This window comes from Paraglaciecola sp., from assembly GCF_039964565.1.
Taxonomy (GTDB): Bacteria; Pseudomonadota; Gammaproteobacteria; order Enterobacterales; family Alteromonadaceae; genus Paraglaciecola.
In genome coordinates this window covers 221,085-236,661 of record NZ_JBDVXF010000005.1, presented here as the reverse complement: position 1 = coordinate 236,661, position 15,577 = coordinate 221,085, and the positions used below count along the sequence as shown (strand labels likewise).

General features: G+C 41.2%; 15 protein-coding genes. 10 read left to right on the top strand and 5 right to left on the bottom strand.

Annotated elements, in window-relative coordinates; all coding sequences use genetic code 11:
- Positions 1–8 precede the first annotated feature (8 nt).
- From ABJK37_RS02390 to ABJK37_RS02370, 5 genes are all read right to left on the bottom strand, one after another.
- On the bottom strand, positions 9–1,304 hold the full coding sequence (locus tag ABJK37_RS02390; RefSeq protein ID WP_348349723.1) for an extracellular solute-binding protein: 1,296 nt from the start codon (positions 1,302–1,304) through the stop codon (positions 9–11).
- Positions 1,305–1,396: 92 nt separating this feature from the next.
- Positions 1,397–1,828, bottom strand: coding sequence for a DUF4426 domain-containing protein (locus ABJK37_RS02385; protein WP_348349956.1), 432 nt, complete (start codon positions 1,826–1,828; stop codon positions 1,397–1,399).
- 7 nt (positions 1,829–1,835) lie between these two features.
- Positions 1,836–2,378: a YggT family protein gene (locus tag ABJK37_RS02380; RefSeq protein ID WP_348349721.1), complete on the bottom strand. Its 543-nt coding sequence runs from the start codon at positions 2,376–2,378 to the stop codon at positions 1,836–1,838.
- Positions 2,379–2,424: 46 nt separating this feature from the next.
- Entirely contained in the window at positions 2,425–3,243 is an 819-nt protein-coding gene (proC, locus tag ABJK37_RS02375) for a pyrroline-5-carboxylate reductase (RefSeq protein ID WP_348349719.1), read from the bottom strand.
- Between the two features lie 17 nt (positions 3,244–3,260).
- Complete coding sequence (locus tag ABJK37_RS02370; RefSeq protein WP_348349717.1) at positions 3,261–3,947, bottom strand: YggS family pyridoxal phosphate-dependent enzyme; 687 nt, start codon at positions 3,945–3,947, stop codon at positions 3,261–3,263.
- 29 nt (positions 3,948–3,976) lie between these two features.
- Between ABJK37_RS02370 and ABJK37_RS02365 the strand changes: the two genes are divergently transcribed.
- The 10 genes from ABJK37_RS02365 to pdxJ all read left to right on the top strand — a co-directional run bounded on the left by ABJK37_RS02365 (position 3,977) and on the right by pdxJ (position 15,575).
- The gene (locus ABJK37_RS02365) at positions 3,977–5,020 is read left to right on the top strand and encodes a type IV pilus twitching motility protein PilT (RefSeq protein ID WP_215930331.1); all 1,044 of its coding nucleotides are present in this window, start codon (positions 3,977–3,979) and stop codon (positions 5,018–5,020) included.
- Between the two features lie 9 nt (positions 5,021–5,029).
- Positions 5,030–6,142, top strand: a complete 1,113-nt coding sequence (locus tag ABJK37_RS02360; protein ID WP_348349714.1) for a PilT/PilU family type 4a pilus ATPase — start codon at positions 5,030–5,032, stop codon at positions 6,140–6,142.
- Between the two features lie 8 nt (positions 6,143–6,150).
- Positions 6,151–6,474 (top strand): DUF2007 domain-containing protein, encoded by a 324-nt coding sequence (locus tag ABJK37_RS02355; RefSeq protein ID WP_348349712.1) that lies wholly within the window; start codon positions 6,151–6,153, stop codon positions 6,472–6,474.
- Positions 6,475–6,509: 35 nt separating this feature from the next.
- Complete coding sequence (xerD, locus tag ABJK37_RS02350) at positions 6,510–7,424, top strand: site-specific tyrosine recombinase XerD (RefSeq protein WP_348349710.1); 915 nt, start codon at positions 6,510–6,512, stop codon at positions 7,422–7,424.
- A gap of 156 nt (positions 7,425–7,580) precedes the next feature.
- Complete coding sequence (gene dsbC / locus ABJK37_RS02345) at positions 7,581–8,312, top strand: bifunctional protein-disulfide isomerase/oxidoreductase DsbC (protein ID WP_348349708.1); 732 nt, start codon at positions 7,581–7,583, stop codon at positions 8,310–8,312.
- A gap of 93 nt (positions 8,313–8,405) precedes the next feature.
- Entirely contained in the window at positions 8,406–10,124 is a 1,719-nt protein-coding gene (gene recJ / locus ABJK37_RS02340; RefSeq protein WP_348349706.1) for a single-stranded-DNA-specific exonuclease RecJ, read from the top strand.
- 94 nt (positions 10,125–10,218) lie between these two features.
- Complete coding sequence (locus ABJK37_RS02335; protein WP_348349704.1) at positions 10,219–13,707, top strand: hypothetical protein; 3,489 nt, start codon at positions 10,219–10,221, stop codon at positions 13,705–13,707.
- A gap of 89 nt (positions 13,708–13,796) precedes the next feature.
- Complete coding sequence (locus ABJK37_RS02330) at positions 13,797–14,078, top strand: hypothetical protein (RefSeq protein ID WP_348349702.1); 282 nt, start codon at positions 13,797–13,799, stop codon at positions 14,076–14,078.
- 31 nt (positions 14,079–14,109) lie between these two features.
- A complete protein-coding gene (gene recO, locus ABJK37_RS02325; RefSeq protein ID WP_348349700.1) occupies positions 14,110–14,847 on the top strand; it encodes a DNA repair protein RecO in 738 nt (245 codons plus the stop codon).
- A complete protein-coding gene (gene pdxJ / locus ABJK37_RS02320) occupies positions 14,844–15,575 on the top strand; it encodes a pyridoxine 5'-phosphate synthase (RefSeq protein WP_348349698.1) in 732 nt (243 codons plus the stop codon). The genes recO and pdxJ overlap by 4 nt, the downstream gene beginning before the upstream one ends.
- Positions 15,576–15,577 lie beyond the last annotated feature (2 nt).

Sequence of the window (15,577 nt, the reverse complement as noted above, 5' to 3'; positions counted from 1 at the left end):
CGACTTGATTAAGAACTAATAAACTCATACCACTTCTGCACGCTATAATCGTAGGTAGGCATAGCTGTATTCCAAACTGCAACATTACTAAAACGTTTGGTGTAACTTCCTCCGCTGCGTTTATCATTTTTTCGCACTGAAATTTTGTTGTCTGCCCCTAGCAGGTCTTGAGAGGCTCTTTTTCCTTGGTACCAATAATCCCATTCTGGCGAACTTAAAAACGGCTTTGAGCGTTGAGGGTTGGAGATATAATATCCTTGTTTAGCGACGAACGCGCCTGGCCAGCCAGATAACCACCAATTCATATAATCATAGGCTGCATCGATATTTTTACCCTTACACGCTGAGGACAGACACATGACTCCATGCCAGCCGCGATAACCCTCTTTCGGGGCTGCAAATCTAACGGGGACGTTTTGTTCATTTAATGCTGACACAGCCGGCGAAAACATACTTTCGATTACCACACGATTAGTGCGCATATAATCAACAGATTCAGGTACCGAATTCCAAAAACCGCCAAAATGGTTCTGTCGTTTAAAATCAATGAGTACATCAAAAAGGCGATCTAAGTCTATCTTAGTTAAATTACCAATGTCTTCAAACTTCACTAACCCTTGGGCTTGTGTGGCAAGAACTAAATCAAATAGACCTATGGTAGGGGCGTTTACAATACCTACTTTACCTGTATATCTTGGGTCAAGTAACCAACCCCAGCTTTCGGTTTTATAGGCTTCTTCTGGTTGAATTACATTGGTGTTATAACCAAATGAATCCACATTGTGGACATAGGGTAAAAAACTGATTTTTTCGGTATGTTGTGTGCCTAATTTGCCATCGGGTTGCACATGTAAAATTTTATATGGCGCGTCACCAGCACCAAACTTTGCATTGGCAGCGACTTGTCCTGTTTTACATAAAGGGTTAATTTCGTCCCAATACTGTAATCGCTTCTTTTCGATAGGTTGTATTGAGCGACTTGCCCACAGAGGTCTGATGCTATTAGACCACTGCTCATAAAGATCAAACGAACTAGGGTTCATCAATGCTTTTTGCAAAACTGCAGCACTGCCTCTAGGTTCGAAAATCAAATCGATACCCAAGTCTTCCATTGCTTTGTGGCGGATTTCTTTTTGTAAGGTAACATGGGTACCCAAAACTTTGAGTTGGGTGCGTTGTCTTGCAAATACATAAGGGGCTTGGGTAATTGCAGTCGCACCCACGACCGCTTGGCCAATCGATTTAAGAGCTTGGCGGCGACTCACTTTTATGGACTGTTTTGCAGACAAGTTGTTGGTGGCCATATCTCAAAAAGTTTTTATAGAAGAAATTTAGCTCATAACTTTAAAACATCAATACCTCATTCGCTATTAGCCATAAGTCTACAATTCTGGATTTAATCGGCATAAAATTTGTGTTGAAATTTTAGAGTTTTCGATTTGAGCCCATTATTAATGTCAACTGATATGCGGTATTGCTCTTGGTCACTAAATGGCAATGTGGCTAAATAATAGATGGCTTCGCCTTCGGTTACCTGTTTAAACTTTAACTCTTTAACCACGCCAAGTAAGTTTTTGGCTTGCCCTGTTAGTACCACTGATTGTGCAGATTGGTCGTCTGTGTTTAGTACCGAAATGTTAATTAAGCCATTAAATTTGCTACGTACAATGCCATATTCCTTGGCTACCTGGGGCGTTAAAAATGTGCTATTCAAAGCCATATAGTGCACATCCCAGCCACCCAGTTGTTGCTTTTGTTCGGCGCTAGCTGAGCTTAAAAAGAGCCAACCCAAGGTTAAGCAAATAATTGCTGAGAGGCCTTTGTTAATCTTCACTTTAAAATATTCCAAATAAATCACCGAGTAGCTTTTGAATAAACAGTAATAACACAATTACCACCATTACTGACAAATCTAATCCTCCCATATCAGGCATTCTTCTACGTATCGGTGCGAGCATAGGTTCGGTGAGTTGAGCGAGTACCATTTCCATTGGATTTCTTCCTTGGCTTACCCAGCTCATAATAGCCCGTAAGATCAGTACATACATCACTAGGGTGAGTGATTCTTTTAGTACAATAACAAATGAGACTATGACTAAAGACACTATGTTTAATCCCGTACCACCCAATACTAAATTCAGAACCACAATTTTCAGTCCTGCTACCAGTAACGCTAGTATTAAGGTTGCGGTATCTAAACGCCCAATTGCTGGTATGACCCTGCGCATTGGTGCCACAATTGGCTGTGTGGCTTTGACCACAAACTGACTGAAAGGGTTATAAAAATCGGCTCTGGCAAATTGTAGCCACAGTCGTAATAACACCACCATCAAATAAATGTTAAAAACAAAATCAATTAAAAACTGTACTGAACTCATATTCTCGACTTTCCTCGGTTTTATCTATGATATCTAACTTTACCGACTAAAACTGTTGCGCCATTTCTTCGGCTCGTGTGACGGCTGCTTGCATGGCGTTGGCGACTATTTTCTCTAAATCTTGCTGTTGAAACGATTCGATGGCCTTAGCAGTAGTGCCTCCTTTAGAGGTAACTTGGGTGCGTAACTCACTTAATTCAAGGTGAGGATTGTGACAAACCATTTCCGCTGCACCCAACATTGCTTGTTGCACCATTAATCGCGCGGTTTGCTGATCAAACCCTTGGCGCTGTGATTCTTTTTGCATCGCTTCTAAAAATAGGAAAAAGTAGGCGGGACTGCTGCCAGCTGCAGCGATAACCCCATCTATCATTGATTCATGTTCAACCCATGCAATTTCACCTACTTGAGCCATTAAGTCTGCTGCATAGGTTTTATCCAACGCTTCGACACTATTATCGGCGAACAAGCCTGTCATTCCTTTACCTAAAGCGCTGGGGGTATTGGGCATAGTTCGCACCACTGCAAAATCGCCACCAAGCATCTGCTGTAGCCTACTGGTTGTGATACCCGCTGCAATAGAGACAAAAAGCTTGTCGTTTAGAATTTGATGCTGCAATTCTTTACAGACTTGTTCCATCAATTGTGGCTTAACTGCTAACACAATTACCTCAGCAGCCTCTAAGGCTTCTGAGTTTTGCTGGGTGATGTTAATCCCAAAGTCCGATTGAAGCGCAGTGAGTTTACCAAGTGATGGGTTACTAGCGGTTATTAAGTGTGCAGGGTAAGCATTATTGACTAAGCCACTGATAATACTTCTTGTCATGTTACCTGCCCCAATAAAGGCTATTTTTCTGTGTTGCATAGTTGTCCTTGTGTTCATTACTGGTTACGTGCGCCGAAAATTGCTGTACCTACTCTTACCATAGTACTACCGTTTAATATCGCGTTATGCATATCTCCCGACATACCCATCGATAATGTATCTACTGTTGGGTAATGCTTTTGCATATTCTTGAAAAGACTGCTCATTTGAGCAAAGCTAGCCGCTTGTTTTTCCGATGTTTGATTAGCCATTGGTATGGTCATTAACCCGCGCAATATAAGGTTAGGCAGAGCTGATATCGCTTTGGCTAGTTCATTGAGTTGCTCTGTTTTTATGCCTGCTTTATTTTCCTCATTGTCAATATTTACCTGGATACAAACATTGAGTTTTTTAAACGGACTGGTTTGATCATTAAGTCGTTGTGCTGTTTTGAGTCTGTCGATTGTTTGCACCCAGTCAAAATGTTCGGCCACTAAACGGGTTTTATTTGATTGCAATGGACCAATAAAATGCCACTCAATTTTATCAAGTGCCCGTAAATGTTGTATTTTCTCAACACCTTCTTGCACATAGTTTTCACCAAAGCAATATTGTCCCGCTTCATACGCTTGCACAATATTAGATACGGGTTTGGTTTTACTCACTGCTAGCAATTTTACCGAATTTGATGGACGATGTGCATCTAAGGTAGATTGCTCGACGGTATTTTGTACGCTTTTGAGTCGTTCTGCTATGGTTTCCATATTGCAACTTGATATACGGAGAATATTGCTTGGATATTACCGAACTTTTAGCCTTTAGTGTTAAAAATAAAGCCTCTGATTTACACCTTTCTGCTGGTTTACCCCCAATCATAAGGGTTGACGGCGAAATGCGAAAATTAAATATACCCGCTCTCGACCATAAAGAAGTACATGCTTTAATATTCGAAATTATGAACGATCAGCAGCGTAAGGAATACGAAGAAAACCTTGAAACTGATTTTTCATTTGAAGTAAAAGATTTATCTCGTTTCAGGGTCAATGCTTTTGTGCAAAATCGCGGTGCGGCTGCAGTGTTGAGAACCATACCAAGTGATATCCTAAGTCTAGACGACCTAGGCGCACCACAAATATTTAAAGATATTATTAATCAACCTACTGGCATTGTTCTAGTCACTGGCGCAACAGGTTCCGGTAAAAGTACCACCTTAGCAGCCATGATTGACCATATAAATTCGACAAAACGTGAGCATATTTTAACCATCGAAGATCCCATTGAATTTGTCCACGAAAACAAACTTTGTGTTCTCAATCAGCGTGAAGTGCACAGGGATACTCATAGCTTTAATAATGCGCTACGTTCAGCACTACGTGAAGATCCAGATATTATTTTGGTGGGAGAGTTACGTGACTTGGAAACTATCCGCTTAGCTATCTCGGCCGCTGAAACAGGCCATTTAGTATTTGGCACCTTACACACCAACTCGGCACCTAAAACCATAGATAGATTAATTGATGTTTTCCCCGCAGCTGAAAAGTCTATGATACGTTCAATGTTGTCAGAGTCGTTACGTGCGGTTATTTCTCAAACTTTGTTGAAGAAAGTGGGTGGGGGAAGGGTGGCTGCTCATGAAATCATGTTAGGTATCCCAGCGATTCGAAATCTAATTCGAGAAGACAAGGTGCCGCAAATGTACTCGGTAATCCAAACAGGTCAAGCCCACGGAATGCAGACTATGGATCAATGTCTTCAAAGGTTAGTGGCGCAAGGGTTAATTACTGCGCAAGACGCCGCGGCTAAGTCAACTGACAAAAAACCAACCTCTAGTTTTTAGGAATTTACTATGGAACTCACCCCTTACTTGGAAGAAATGGAAGGTTTAGGCGCATCGGATTTGTTTGTCACCGTTGGTTTTCCGGTTAGTGCCAAAGTGAACGGTCAGATGACACCCATTGGTGGCAGTAGTCTCACAGAAGAGGACGCGTTAGCTTTAGTGCATGATGCCATGAGTGATAAACAAAGGGATGAGTTTGAACAAAGTAAAGAATGCAACTTCGCTATAGCGCGGGAAGGAATAGGACGGTTTCGTTGTAGTGCCTTTTGGCAGCGAGACATGGCCGGTATGGTTGTCAGACGTATTGTGACGCAAATTCCCCAAGTTGCAGAGTTAGGATTACCAGAAATATTAAAAGATGTGATTATGTCAAAGCGAGGATTGCTGTTATTTGTCGGGGCGACAGGTACAGGTAAATCAACGTCACTGGCAGCCCTGATGGGCCACAGAAATCAAAATTCGAAAGGGCATATTTTAACCATTGAAGATCCAATAGAATTTGTACATGAACATGGTAATTGTGTGGTGACCCAAAGAGAAGTAGGTATCGATACGAAGTCGTTCGACGACGCCTTAAAAAGTTCATTGCGCCAGGCTCCTGACGTGATCTTAATTGGGGAAATTCGTTCTATGGAGACCATGGAATATGCGATGTCTTTTGCCGATACTGGGCATTTATGTGTCGCGACCTTACATGCGAACAATGCCAACCAAGCCATTGAACGTATCATGCATCTAGCTCCTCCCGATCAACATGAAAAATTACGATTTGACTTAAGTTTAAACATGCGAGCAATTGTTGCCCAGCAGTTGGTTCCAACCCCCGATGGTACTGGGCGAGTCGCCGCTATTGAAATATTGCTTAACTCACCGTTAGTAACAGATCTTATCCAAAGAAACGAAATTGGTGGATTAAAAGAGGCGATGAAAAAAGGCAAAGAAATTGGCATGCAGAGTTTTGATATGGCTTTATACGATTTGTACAAAGCTGGCAAAGTGACGTTAGAACATGCTATTCATCATGCCGATTCGCCTAATGATCTACGTTTGATGATCAAATTAGACTCTGATGAGGGCAATCAACTTGGTTCGTTGTCTAATGTTTCGATTGATATGGATTAACCACTGTCTTGGATAAGGTTTATAGTCACTTTGACAGATTTATGGTTTTTCAAGTCAAGCAATTACTAGATAATAAAGGCATTCCATGTTTTGTGAAAAACGAATTTGCCATAGGCGCCATGGGAGAGTTATCGCCCATGGACGTATTGCCCGAAGTTTGGATTAGCGATCCTCAATGGTTGCCCAAAGCACAGCTTTTTGTAAAACAGTTTGAACAGGAGTTCGAGTCCCAAACTTCAAACCATACGCCTTGGGTTTGTGTTAAATGTAACGAGTCCAACCTGGCTAACTTTGAGTTGTGTTGGCAATGCGGGACAGAAAATGCCTCGTAGATTTCTTCCAACAACTTCTATTAAAGCAAAGGTCTATGGCGCCAGATAATAGCAACCTTAACCAAATTGAAGAATTTGTTGAGGCTATGTGGTTAGAAAAAGGATTGAGCGAAAACACCCTCAGTGCCTATCGTTCTGATTTATCCAAGTTTGCAGGTTATTTAGCCCAGCAAAAAGACAAAACGCAGTTGGTGTTGTTGCGTGATTTTAGCCAAGACGACCTCCATCAATATTTGGCTACACGATATGACGAAGGATTATCGGAGCGAAGCACATCACGATTTTTAAGTAGTTTACGTAGCTTGTGCCAATATATGTTGCGGCAAAAAATTCGCAGTGACGATCCTCTGAGTTTGCTGCAAAATCCCAAACTGCCGCAGTCTTTACCTAAAACATTGACTGAATCTGAGGTTGTTGACCTACTTAACGCCCCTAATACAGAAGACCCGATTCAACTACGTGATAAAGCGATGTTGGAGGTGCTGTATGCGACGGGTTTGCGGGTCACAGAATTAATCAGTCTGCGATTAGACCAATTGAGTATTCAGCAAGGCGTTGTGCGAGTGACCGGTAAGGGAAACAAAGAAAGACTCGTGCCTTTAGGGGAAGAGGCAATTGATTGGGTGACAACATTTTTAAAACAAGGTCGAGGGGTAATGCTTAAATCTGAGAGTGATATCGTGTTTCCCAGCAAACGTGGTGTGGCGATGACTCGGCAAACATTCTGGTATCGTATTAAGCTATATAGCCAATTGGCCAATATTCAAACTGAATTGTCTCCGCATACTTTGCGCCACGCCTTTGCTACACACTTACTTAATCATGGGGCGGATTTACGTGTGGTACAGATGTTATTAGGACACAGTGATTTGTCTACTACGCAAATATACACTCATGTCGCCACTGAACGACTACAAAAATTGGTGGCAGAACATCATCCAAGAGGGTAACGTGTTAATAAATACAATAATAAATCTATGGTCTAGGTATACATCCTTAAAGACCATTGGTTTCCTTTTTTGATTCAGATAAACTAACCGCGATAAATTTGAAATTATTTCCCAGATTTAGGGTCATATTAGCATCGTAATTAATTGGAAAACACTATGAAAAAGTGGACAAAAATAAGCACTGTTTTGAACGGATTCTTGTTAATCCTTAGTTTTAACCTATCTGCTTCGGTTGAAACAGATAATTATGACCAAGTCAAAGCTAAGTTGCAGGCGGGTCTTGGCATGTATATTAGTGCGATAGGTGATGCACCAGTACCTGGAATATTACAAGTAATAACAGAGAAAGGTTTATTTTACGCTAGCCAAGATGGTAAATATTTATTCCGTGCCAGCATTTATAACATCGATGAAGGTATGCGTAACGTCACTGAAGATACCTTAGGTAGTATGCGATTAGACGGTTTAAAAAAGTTTAAAGATGGTGTAATTGAATACAAAGCGGATAACGAAAAATATGTCGTTAACATTTTCACCGATATTACCTGTGGTTATTGCCGTAAGTTGCACAATGAAATGGATCAGTATAATGATCTTGGTATTACCGTACGCTACTTAGCTTTTCCTAGAGGTGGCTTAAAGAGTCGTACCTACTCCGATATGGTTTCGGTTTGGTGTGCGGATAACAAACAAGAAGCCATGGATAATGCTAAAGCGGGGGGCTCTGTACCTTCTAAAAGCTGCCAAACACAAGTGGCAGAAGAATATGCTTTTGGCCAAAAAATTGGGGTAAACGGCACACCGAATATTATCATGCCTAATGGTTCTGTTATTCCTGGATATCAACCACCCAAACAACTTGAACAAGCATTAAAAGCGCTTTTATAATTTATTAAGACAACCCTTCATTAGCCTGTATTAGCATACTCCATATCTAATACAGGCTTTTTTATTTTCATTCCCCACAGGGTAAATAGTTAAGTGCAAATCAGTCGCAGACCCACAAAAGACAGCCAACACCTTCCCGATCAGTTACATCCTAGATTAAAACAAATATATGCCGACAGAGGTGTAGAGAGTGCAGAGCAACTCAATCGAAGCGCAAAAGCACTATTACATTACCAGCAATTACATGGCGTCGAAAAAGCTGTAGCCCTTTTAGTCGATGCGATCGCTAACAACAAAAAAATTATTATTGTTGGGGATTTTGATGCTGATGGTGCCACTAGTACTGCGTTAAGCATTATGGCGCTGCGAATGATGGGCTCTAACAATCACGATTATTTGGTCCCGAACCGTTTTGATTTTGGTTACGGCTTAAGCCCGGAAATAGTCGAAGTCGCGGCGCAGCAAAATGCGCAAGTGATCATGACAGTAGACAATGGCATCGCTTGTTTTGCTGGAGTGGAAAAAGCTAAAGCCTTGGGGATTACTGTCATAGTGACCGACCATCATTTAGCAGCAGAGACATTACCTATTGCCGATGCAATAGTGAATCCCAACCAACCAGGGTGTCATTTTTTGTCAAAAAATTTGGCGGGAGTGGGGGTGGCTTTTTATTTAATGTTGGCACTACGTGCGCAGCTAAAAAACAATGGTTGGTTTGAACAGCGAGGGTTATCTGTCCCTAACTTGGCTGATTTGTTGGATGTGGTGGCTTTAGGTACAGTGGCTGATGTAGTGCCTTTAGATGAAAATAATAGAATCTTAGTGCATCAAGGTGTGCAACGGATCCGTAGTGATAAGTGTCGCCCAGGCATTCAAGCAATACTCGATGTGGCAGGCAGAGATAAAAGTCGCTTAGTGGCTTCTGATTTGGGGTTTGTAGTGGGACCGCGTCTAAATGCAGCTGGTAGATTAGATGATATGTCATTGGGCATAGAATGTTTGATTACTGACGATCCAGCGCGCGCTAGGCAAATCGCAGTGCAACTTGATAGTTTGAATAAAGAAAGGCGTGAAATAGAAGGTTCAATGCAGCAAGAAGCGGTGAGTGCCTTAGAAAACCTAAATATTCAAGCCAATAAATTGCCCTATGGGATTGTGTTGTACCAAGCCGACTACCATCAAGGCGTGATAGGGATTTTAGCGGGGCGAATCAAAGACAAGTATTTTCGCCCTACTATCGCTTTTGCTCACCAAGATGACGACACATTAAAAGGCTCGGCTCGGTCAATTCCTGGCTTACATATTCGCGATTTATTGGAAGAAATAAACAATCGTTACCCTGATGTGATTGATAAATTTGGCGGTCATGCGATGGCCGCTGGGCTGAGTTTGCCGTTAAAAAACTTGGCAGCCTTTGAACAGGTTTTTCAGCAAATAGCCGAAGAGAACCTTAAAGATAAACCTTTAGCAGGTGAGTTAATTTCTGACGGAGAGTTACAAGGTGAAGATTTTACAGTTGCATTTGCCCAATGTTTGCAAGATGCAGGTCCGTGGGGGCAAGGTTTCCCAGAACCTCTTTTTGATGGAGAGTTTCAATTAGTAGAGCAACGCATAGTAGGCAGTAAACATCTCAAGATTATGGTGAAACATGAAAGTGGCGTGTTAATTGACGCTATTGCGTTTAATATTGATTTAGGGCTGTGGCCCAATCCACAATGTTCTCATGTGAATCTTGCCTACAAATTAAATATTAACGAATTTCGCGGCAGAACTAGCTTACAGTTACTGGTTGAAGGTATGGTCGCCCTATAAATAATGTAAAAATGTGATTTTGTTGTTTGTTTTTTGTTCTATTCTGGCATTATGTGAGATCTTACGAATCTAATATGTCTTCAAGGAACAGAACATGTTTGCGCATAAATTCCTCGTAATTCCCCTTTTGTTGAGTGCCTTTTTATGTAATTTAAGGGTTCATGCCACTATCACACTTTCCTCAGGTACAAACGACTATAGGCCGATCAAACTAAGTAGTTATAAAGGCCTACCTCGGTTGGGAGAACTCAGTAGTAGTGAATCTGTAGAGGCTATCGAATTACATAACTATTCCATTGGATTGAGCGGTAAACTGCAATATATGCAGCAATTTCCTGATTGTTACAATAATTTGAAAGGGTATAAGGTTCGAGTCGAGCAATGCCAAGATACCTTGATTGAACACCATCAACAAACTCAATTCTGGTCCCAACATCTAGAAATGATGGCATTTTCAATGCGCCCAAAAACCCATCAGAAAGCATTTTGCAAAAATATGGACTCACCATGTGCGGCTAAAAGTGTCGAAAATATTATGGTGAAAAATACAACTAAGCCTGGTGCTCAGTTTCGACGTCCCGATGAATTTGAGGTAAGAGACATTACCGACAATTTAATGAATGCCCATTATCAAAACTTCGTTAATTATCGTAAAAATATCAGCAAAATTAAACAAGCTTGGTTAGTTACAAAAGTTAATTTAGGTAATTACCAATTTAACGAAGAGAGATTCTCTTTTCGTTATAATTTGCCATCCAACTTCTTTTCACCATTCAACGAGGCAAAAGCATACAGTGAAAGTGGTTTGCAGCGGCAGGCTTTTCAGTCGAGGAAACTTCAACATTCCGCAAGATATGCTCCCCAAGGCACAGCAGAAGAATTTAATAGAACTCAATATCCTAGAAGTTATCAAGTCACTTTAGAGATGGGGCGTCAGCAAGCCAAAGACTTAGTAACAGGTGGCAAAAACAGACAACTCTATGCGGTTGTTAAATTAGATTTATTTCCTTTTTCTTTGAAATCTCAAAGACACCTTTTCAACTCTGGAGAGTGGGCTTACAAGTTTGCGAGCCCGAAACTAGAAATATTCTCAGATTTGCAGTTAACTCAAAAAATTGCCGAAACGAGTTTACCCCTTGAAAACTATTCACCAAAACAAGACACATTAGATGGCGTTATTTCTAAACCAAAGTATCAAACTGTTAAGAATACTAAAATCTTAGATGGACGAATTATTCCTTTGATGCTTTTGCAAGATAATAAACTTAAAGAACAATATTTCGAGAACATGTGGCGCAATGTACCGGTTACCGAGCGTAAATTTTGGCAGGAACATTTAAGACGTAAAGATAACATTGCGCGCACCAAAGAAAATGCAACGTCACTATCTAGTAGCTTGACTAAGAAAGATTTGGTGTCGCAAGTCAAACAAGCTGAAGATCGTGCAAATCTATCGGTATTTAGTTGGCAAGACAAACAGCAAATGAGTGCACAACAACTACAAGCTTTTTACGACTATATACTTGGCTACGGAGAAATAGAAAACTCACAACCTGTTTGGCCTGAGATTCTGCCAAGTGTACCTTGGGGACTCAATCTTGCTACAGTTTTTAGGCAAGGACATTTGCAAGTCAGCCAAGAAGCCATGCATTTAGTCGCTGAAGGAGAAGACAAATCGCTTATTCAAGAATTTGCCATGGACTTAGCAAACTCCCAAAAAATAGATCATTTAACCCTCACTATACAATTGAAAGATTTACGCTATCAGCAAGACACTCAAACCTTTGAATTTAATAAAAAATCGAGTATGCATCCAGTTATAACAACTGATTTAGCGCCAGAATTCATTGGAAACAATGTCCTATATTACCTGCGAAATTCTGAGTCAGAGGTCGGTGGGTTGGTTAACAATCCCAAAGCAGGTTGTTTTAATAACCCTAAACGTAAATCTCGGGACTGTGCCATCCACTGGGGTAATGTGTTGAGTTTGGCGTATCCACAAAGGTTACAGTATTTGGGTTTAAACAAGCAGATTAATATTCCTTCGAGTTTAGATGTGTCGTCGTTAACTTCTGAGCAAGCGGTTGCTTTGGTGAGGGCCAGTGCACATCCAGGCTGGAGAGTGGTAATTGAACTACAAACACCCAAATTGCGAACCAGTAATCAAGTAGAAACAACGCGAGGAAAAACCAAGGAATTTGTTGATGTTTTATTAGAAGCAAAAGTTAACAAAGTTTCTATTATCGACAAAGATGACAATATTTGGTGGAGCGAAAATGGTGAACAAATGCAGGGAGCCGCAAGTTTTACGCAAATAAAGGCATTGCAGCCACCTAAAATTCACCAGTTTAAATCGCCAGCTCAGCTTAATCCATTTGTTGAGGATATATTGTTAGTTAAATATGCACCTGAAAAGCTAACAGACCGTACCTTAGACGCCATGTTAAGTGCGCGTTGGAGTTATGAAAAATATTCCAAGGATCCCTATGCAGGGCGATTTTTCAATGCACAGCGCAGGGCGCCGAGTTATGCAGAATTAGCAGGGTTACGAATTGACTACAAAGACTGGCTATTAAAATTGGCAGATAAATTACCTTCCCAGTTTATGATCCCACTTGAGCTTATGTATCAATCTGACACTCTTAAGTTTGGAAACCGTTGTTACATTCCTGAAATGCCAAAAGATGCGCCTGTGCGAAATCTCACTATGGCCAAAAATGCAGCTAAACAGCGAGTAAGGAAATGTGAATCTAACAATAGAAACGCCCAGAGCCAAGTGGATCGTTGTGACGGTTATGCCCAAGATATTAAGAAGGCGAGGTCTGAACTAGAGCAAGCGCAGGCCAACAGTTGTGGGCTATCTGAAGAAACGATTGTGAAGGCTGAGCCATTAGCTGAGCCATTAGCCAAGCCTAAGTGTTCGTTGCCACAGCCCTTAAATATGGCGACTATCGCTCAGGATATGCAACAATGTATAACAGAAACCTGCGGTACCATGGGTGCAGATACAGATATGAAAGCCTATCAAGCCTGTATGCAACAAACCACTGCTTACCTTAAAACGGCTATGTCAGAAGCCATGGGAATGAGCAAGAAACCACGAAAACCCAAAAAAAACAAAAAACCTAAGAACATTTGTAAACCCGCCGAGCGCAAGTTAAAACAAGCTGAATCACGTTACCAGAGTAAACAGTGTGAAGAGACCTACGCAACGCTAGAATTAGAAGACTGTAAACTGGCAGAACAGTTTGAGTTGCCTAGTATCATGCCGATTGAACGGATACGCGTCAGCAATAGTGCCTATTGTTCCGACAACACTTTACTTTATATGGCTCGAGACAATCGCGATGGTGCACAACTGTTGCCTCAAGTCAGGCCATTTAGTGATACCGATCTAGAAATACATATTTATCCCCAAGACCTTGAATTCAGTTATGAGCTTGCTGAGTCGAATCCGAATGGGGTAACTAACATGACCTCTAACGTAGTGATAGATGTGAGCGGTCGTATGCCTATTGATGATGAAAAAGTACTTGGCTTAAGGGCAATAGTGGTTTCTCAAACTAGCGAGCCTTCGAATTAATTGTCGAATCAAGTATTCAAGGTGTTAACCTTCTTTAGTGAAATTAGGAAAAGTGCTAGACTTACTTTTTTAGCAACTAACTAGTGATCATGGCAAAAAAATCCGACGTAGAAAAATTACTGGATAAACACGAAAACCTAACTCATTCCGAAGAGTTAGTTGTGGTTTCTCATGTTCAACGTAAAGACGATGATTGGTTTTTGAATACATTGATGGTGGAAGGTACCGACGTACCTTTTAAGTTCCGTCGTAGGAAAGTATATAAAAACCTGACTAATGCTAGAGTAAATTTAACTTATTACCCCATAACCGAAGAAATCGCCGGTATGGAGTTTGAAGCCATGAAAGTTGTGCGCATCAAAGTAAGTTAACATTTAGTTCCTTATTATAAGGTTTGTGCGGATGCTTCCTGAGCAACTGACTGGCTTTTTGCTGCACCGACGCGCATATCGAGAAACCAGTTATTTAACAGATTTATTTACCCTCGAATTAGGTAAGATAAGTGCGGTTGCCAAAGGTGTTAGAGGCAACAAAGGCGATAAAAAAAGTTTATTGCAATCATTTCAGCCCTTATTGTTGTCGCTTTCAGGTAAGCACGAATTACGCAATCTCAATCAGTTTGAATCCTCTGGCTCGATGCTGAAACTTGTTGGTAAGCAACTATTTTCAGCCATGTACTTAAACGAGTTGTTAAATCGGTTGTTACCCAAAGAAGTGCCGCACCCTGAGTTGTTTCATTCCTACCAACAAAGTCTGCAATGGTTAGCAAATGATGGCGAAATCGAACCATGTTTACGCCAATTCGAACTGTTATTACTCGATGACATGGGATACGGTTTTGATTTAACACAAGACTATGAAAATGGTCAGTTGGTAGAGGCTGGTGTAGATTATTGTTTGGTATTAGAGAATGGTATTAAACGCGCAGAATACTCGGCACAAGGCTCGAATCGATTCGATGGAGAAGCTTTGTTGCAAGTGAACAATAATGTATGGACACCGAATAGTCTGCAATGTGCAAAGCGCATAACAAGGATGGCACTTTCGCCTCTACTTGGACACAAACCCTTAAAGAGTCGAGAGTTGTTCCAACAAACTTGGTCGGCTAATACAGTAAACAATATTGGAAACGTGAAATGAAAGAAGTGTTACTTGGTGTGAATATCGATCACATCGCTACCTTACGCAATGCCAGAGGTACATCTTATCCCGATCCTGTGCACGCAGCAGAAATAGCAGAGCGAGCCGGCGCTGATGGCATCACAGTGCATTTGCGAGAAGATAGACGTCATATTACCGACCGTGATGTGCGTATTTTGAAAGAAACAATTCAAACGCGTATGAATCTCGAGATGGCGGTGACAGAAGAAATGTTGCTAATAGCAGAACAAATACGTCCGCAGTTTTGCTGTTTGGTCCCTGAAAAACGCGAAGAGTTAACCACAGAAGGCGGTTTAGATGTAGCGGGTAATCAAACTCGCATAGACACCGCTTGCGCGCGTTTAGCGGCACAAGGAATTTTGGTGTCGTTGTTTATTGACGCAGATAAAAAACAAATTGATGCAGCAGTTGCAGCAAATGCCCCTTACATCGAAATTCATACTGGGCAATACGCTGAAGCAAAAAATGAAGCTGAACAGCAAAAAGAATTAGCTATCTTGATCGAAGGTATTCAATACGCTCATTCGAAAGGTCTTAAAGTGAATGCCGGTCATGGTTTGCATTATCACAATGTAAAAGCCATTGCCGCCATTCCAGAGTTGTATGAACTTAACATTGGACACGCCATTATTGCCCGCGCAGCCTTTGATGGTTTGCATCAAGCTGTGAGTGACATGCGTCAATTGATGAACCAAGCTAGAGCTTAAAC

Bases quoted from the DNA above. Each gene is read 5' to 3' on its own strand.
- dsbC (WP_348349708.1), top strand. From the start codon at position 7,581: ATGAAAAAGTGGACAAAAATAAGCACTGTTTTGAACGGATTCTTGTTA.
- ABJK37_RS02380 (WP_348349721.1), bottom strand. From the start codon at position 2,378: ATGAGTTCAGTACAGTTTTTAATTGATTTTGTTTTTAACATTTATTTG.
- ABJK37_RS02370 (WP_348349717.1), bottom strand. From the start codon at position 3,947: ATGGAAACCATAGCAGAACGACTCAAAAGCGTACAAAATACCGTCGAG.
- recO (WP_348349700.1), top strand. From the start codon at position 14,110: ATGCTTCCTGAGCAACTGACTGGCTTTTTGCTGCACCGACGCGCATAT.
- proC (WP_348349719.1), bottom strand. From the start codon at position 3,243: ATGCAACACAGAAAAATAGCCTTTATTGGGGCAGGTAACATGACAAGA.
- ABJK37_RS02335 (WP_348349704.1), top strand. From the start codon at position 10,219: ATGTTTGCGCATAAATTCCTCGTAATTCCCCTTTTGTTGAGTGCCTTT.
- pdxJ (WP_348349698.1), top strand. From the start codon at position 14,844: ATGAAAGAAGTGTTACTTGGTGTGAATATCGATCACATCGCTACCTTA.
- xerD (WP_348349710.1), top strand. From the start codon at position 6,510: ATGGCGCCAGATAATAGCAACCTTAACCAAATTGAAGAATTTGTTGAG.
- ABJK37_RS02390 (WP_348349723.1), bottom strand. From the start codon at position 1,304: ATGGCCACCAACAACTTGTCTGCAAAACAGTCCATAAAAGTGAGTCGC.
- ABJK37_RS02360 (WP_348349714.1), top strand. From the start codon at position 5,030: ATGGAACTCACCCCTTACTTGGAAGAAATGGAAGGTTTAGGCGCATCG.
- ABJK37_RS02330 (WP_348349702.1), top strand. From the start codon at position 13,797: ATGGCAAAAAAATCCGACGTAGAAAAATTACTGGATAAACACGAAAAC.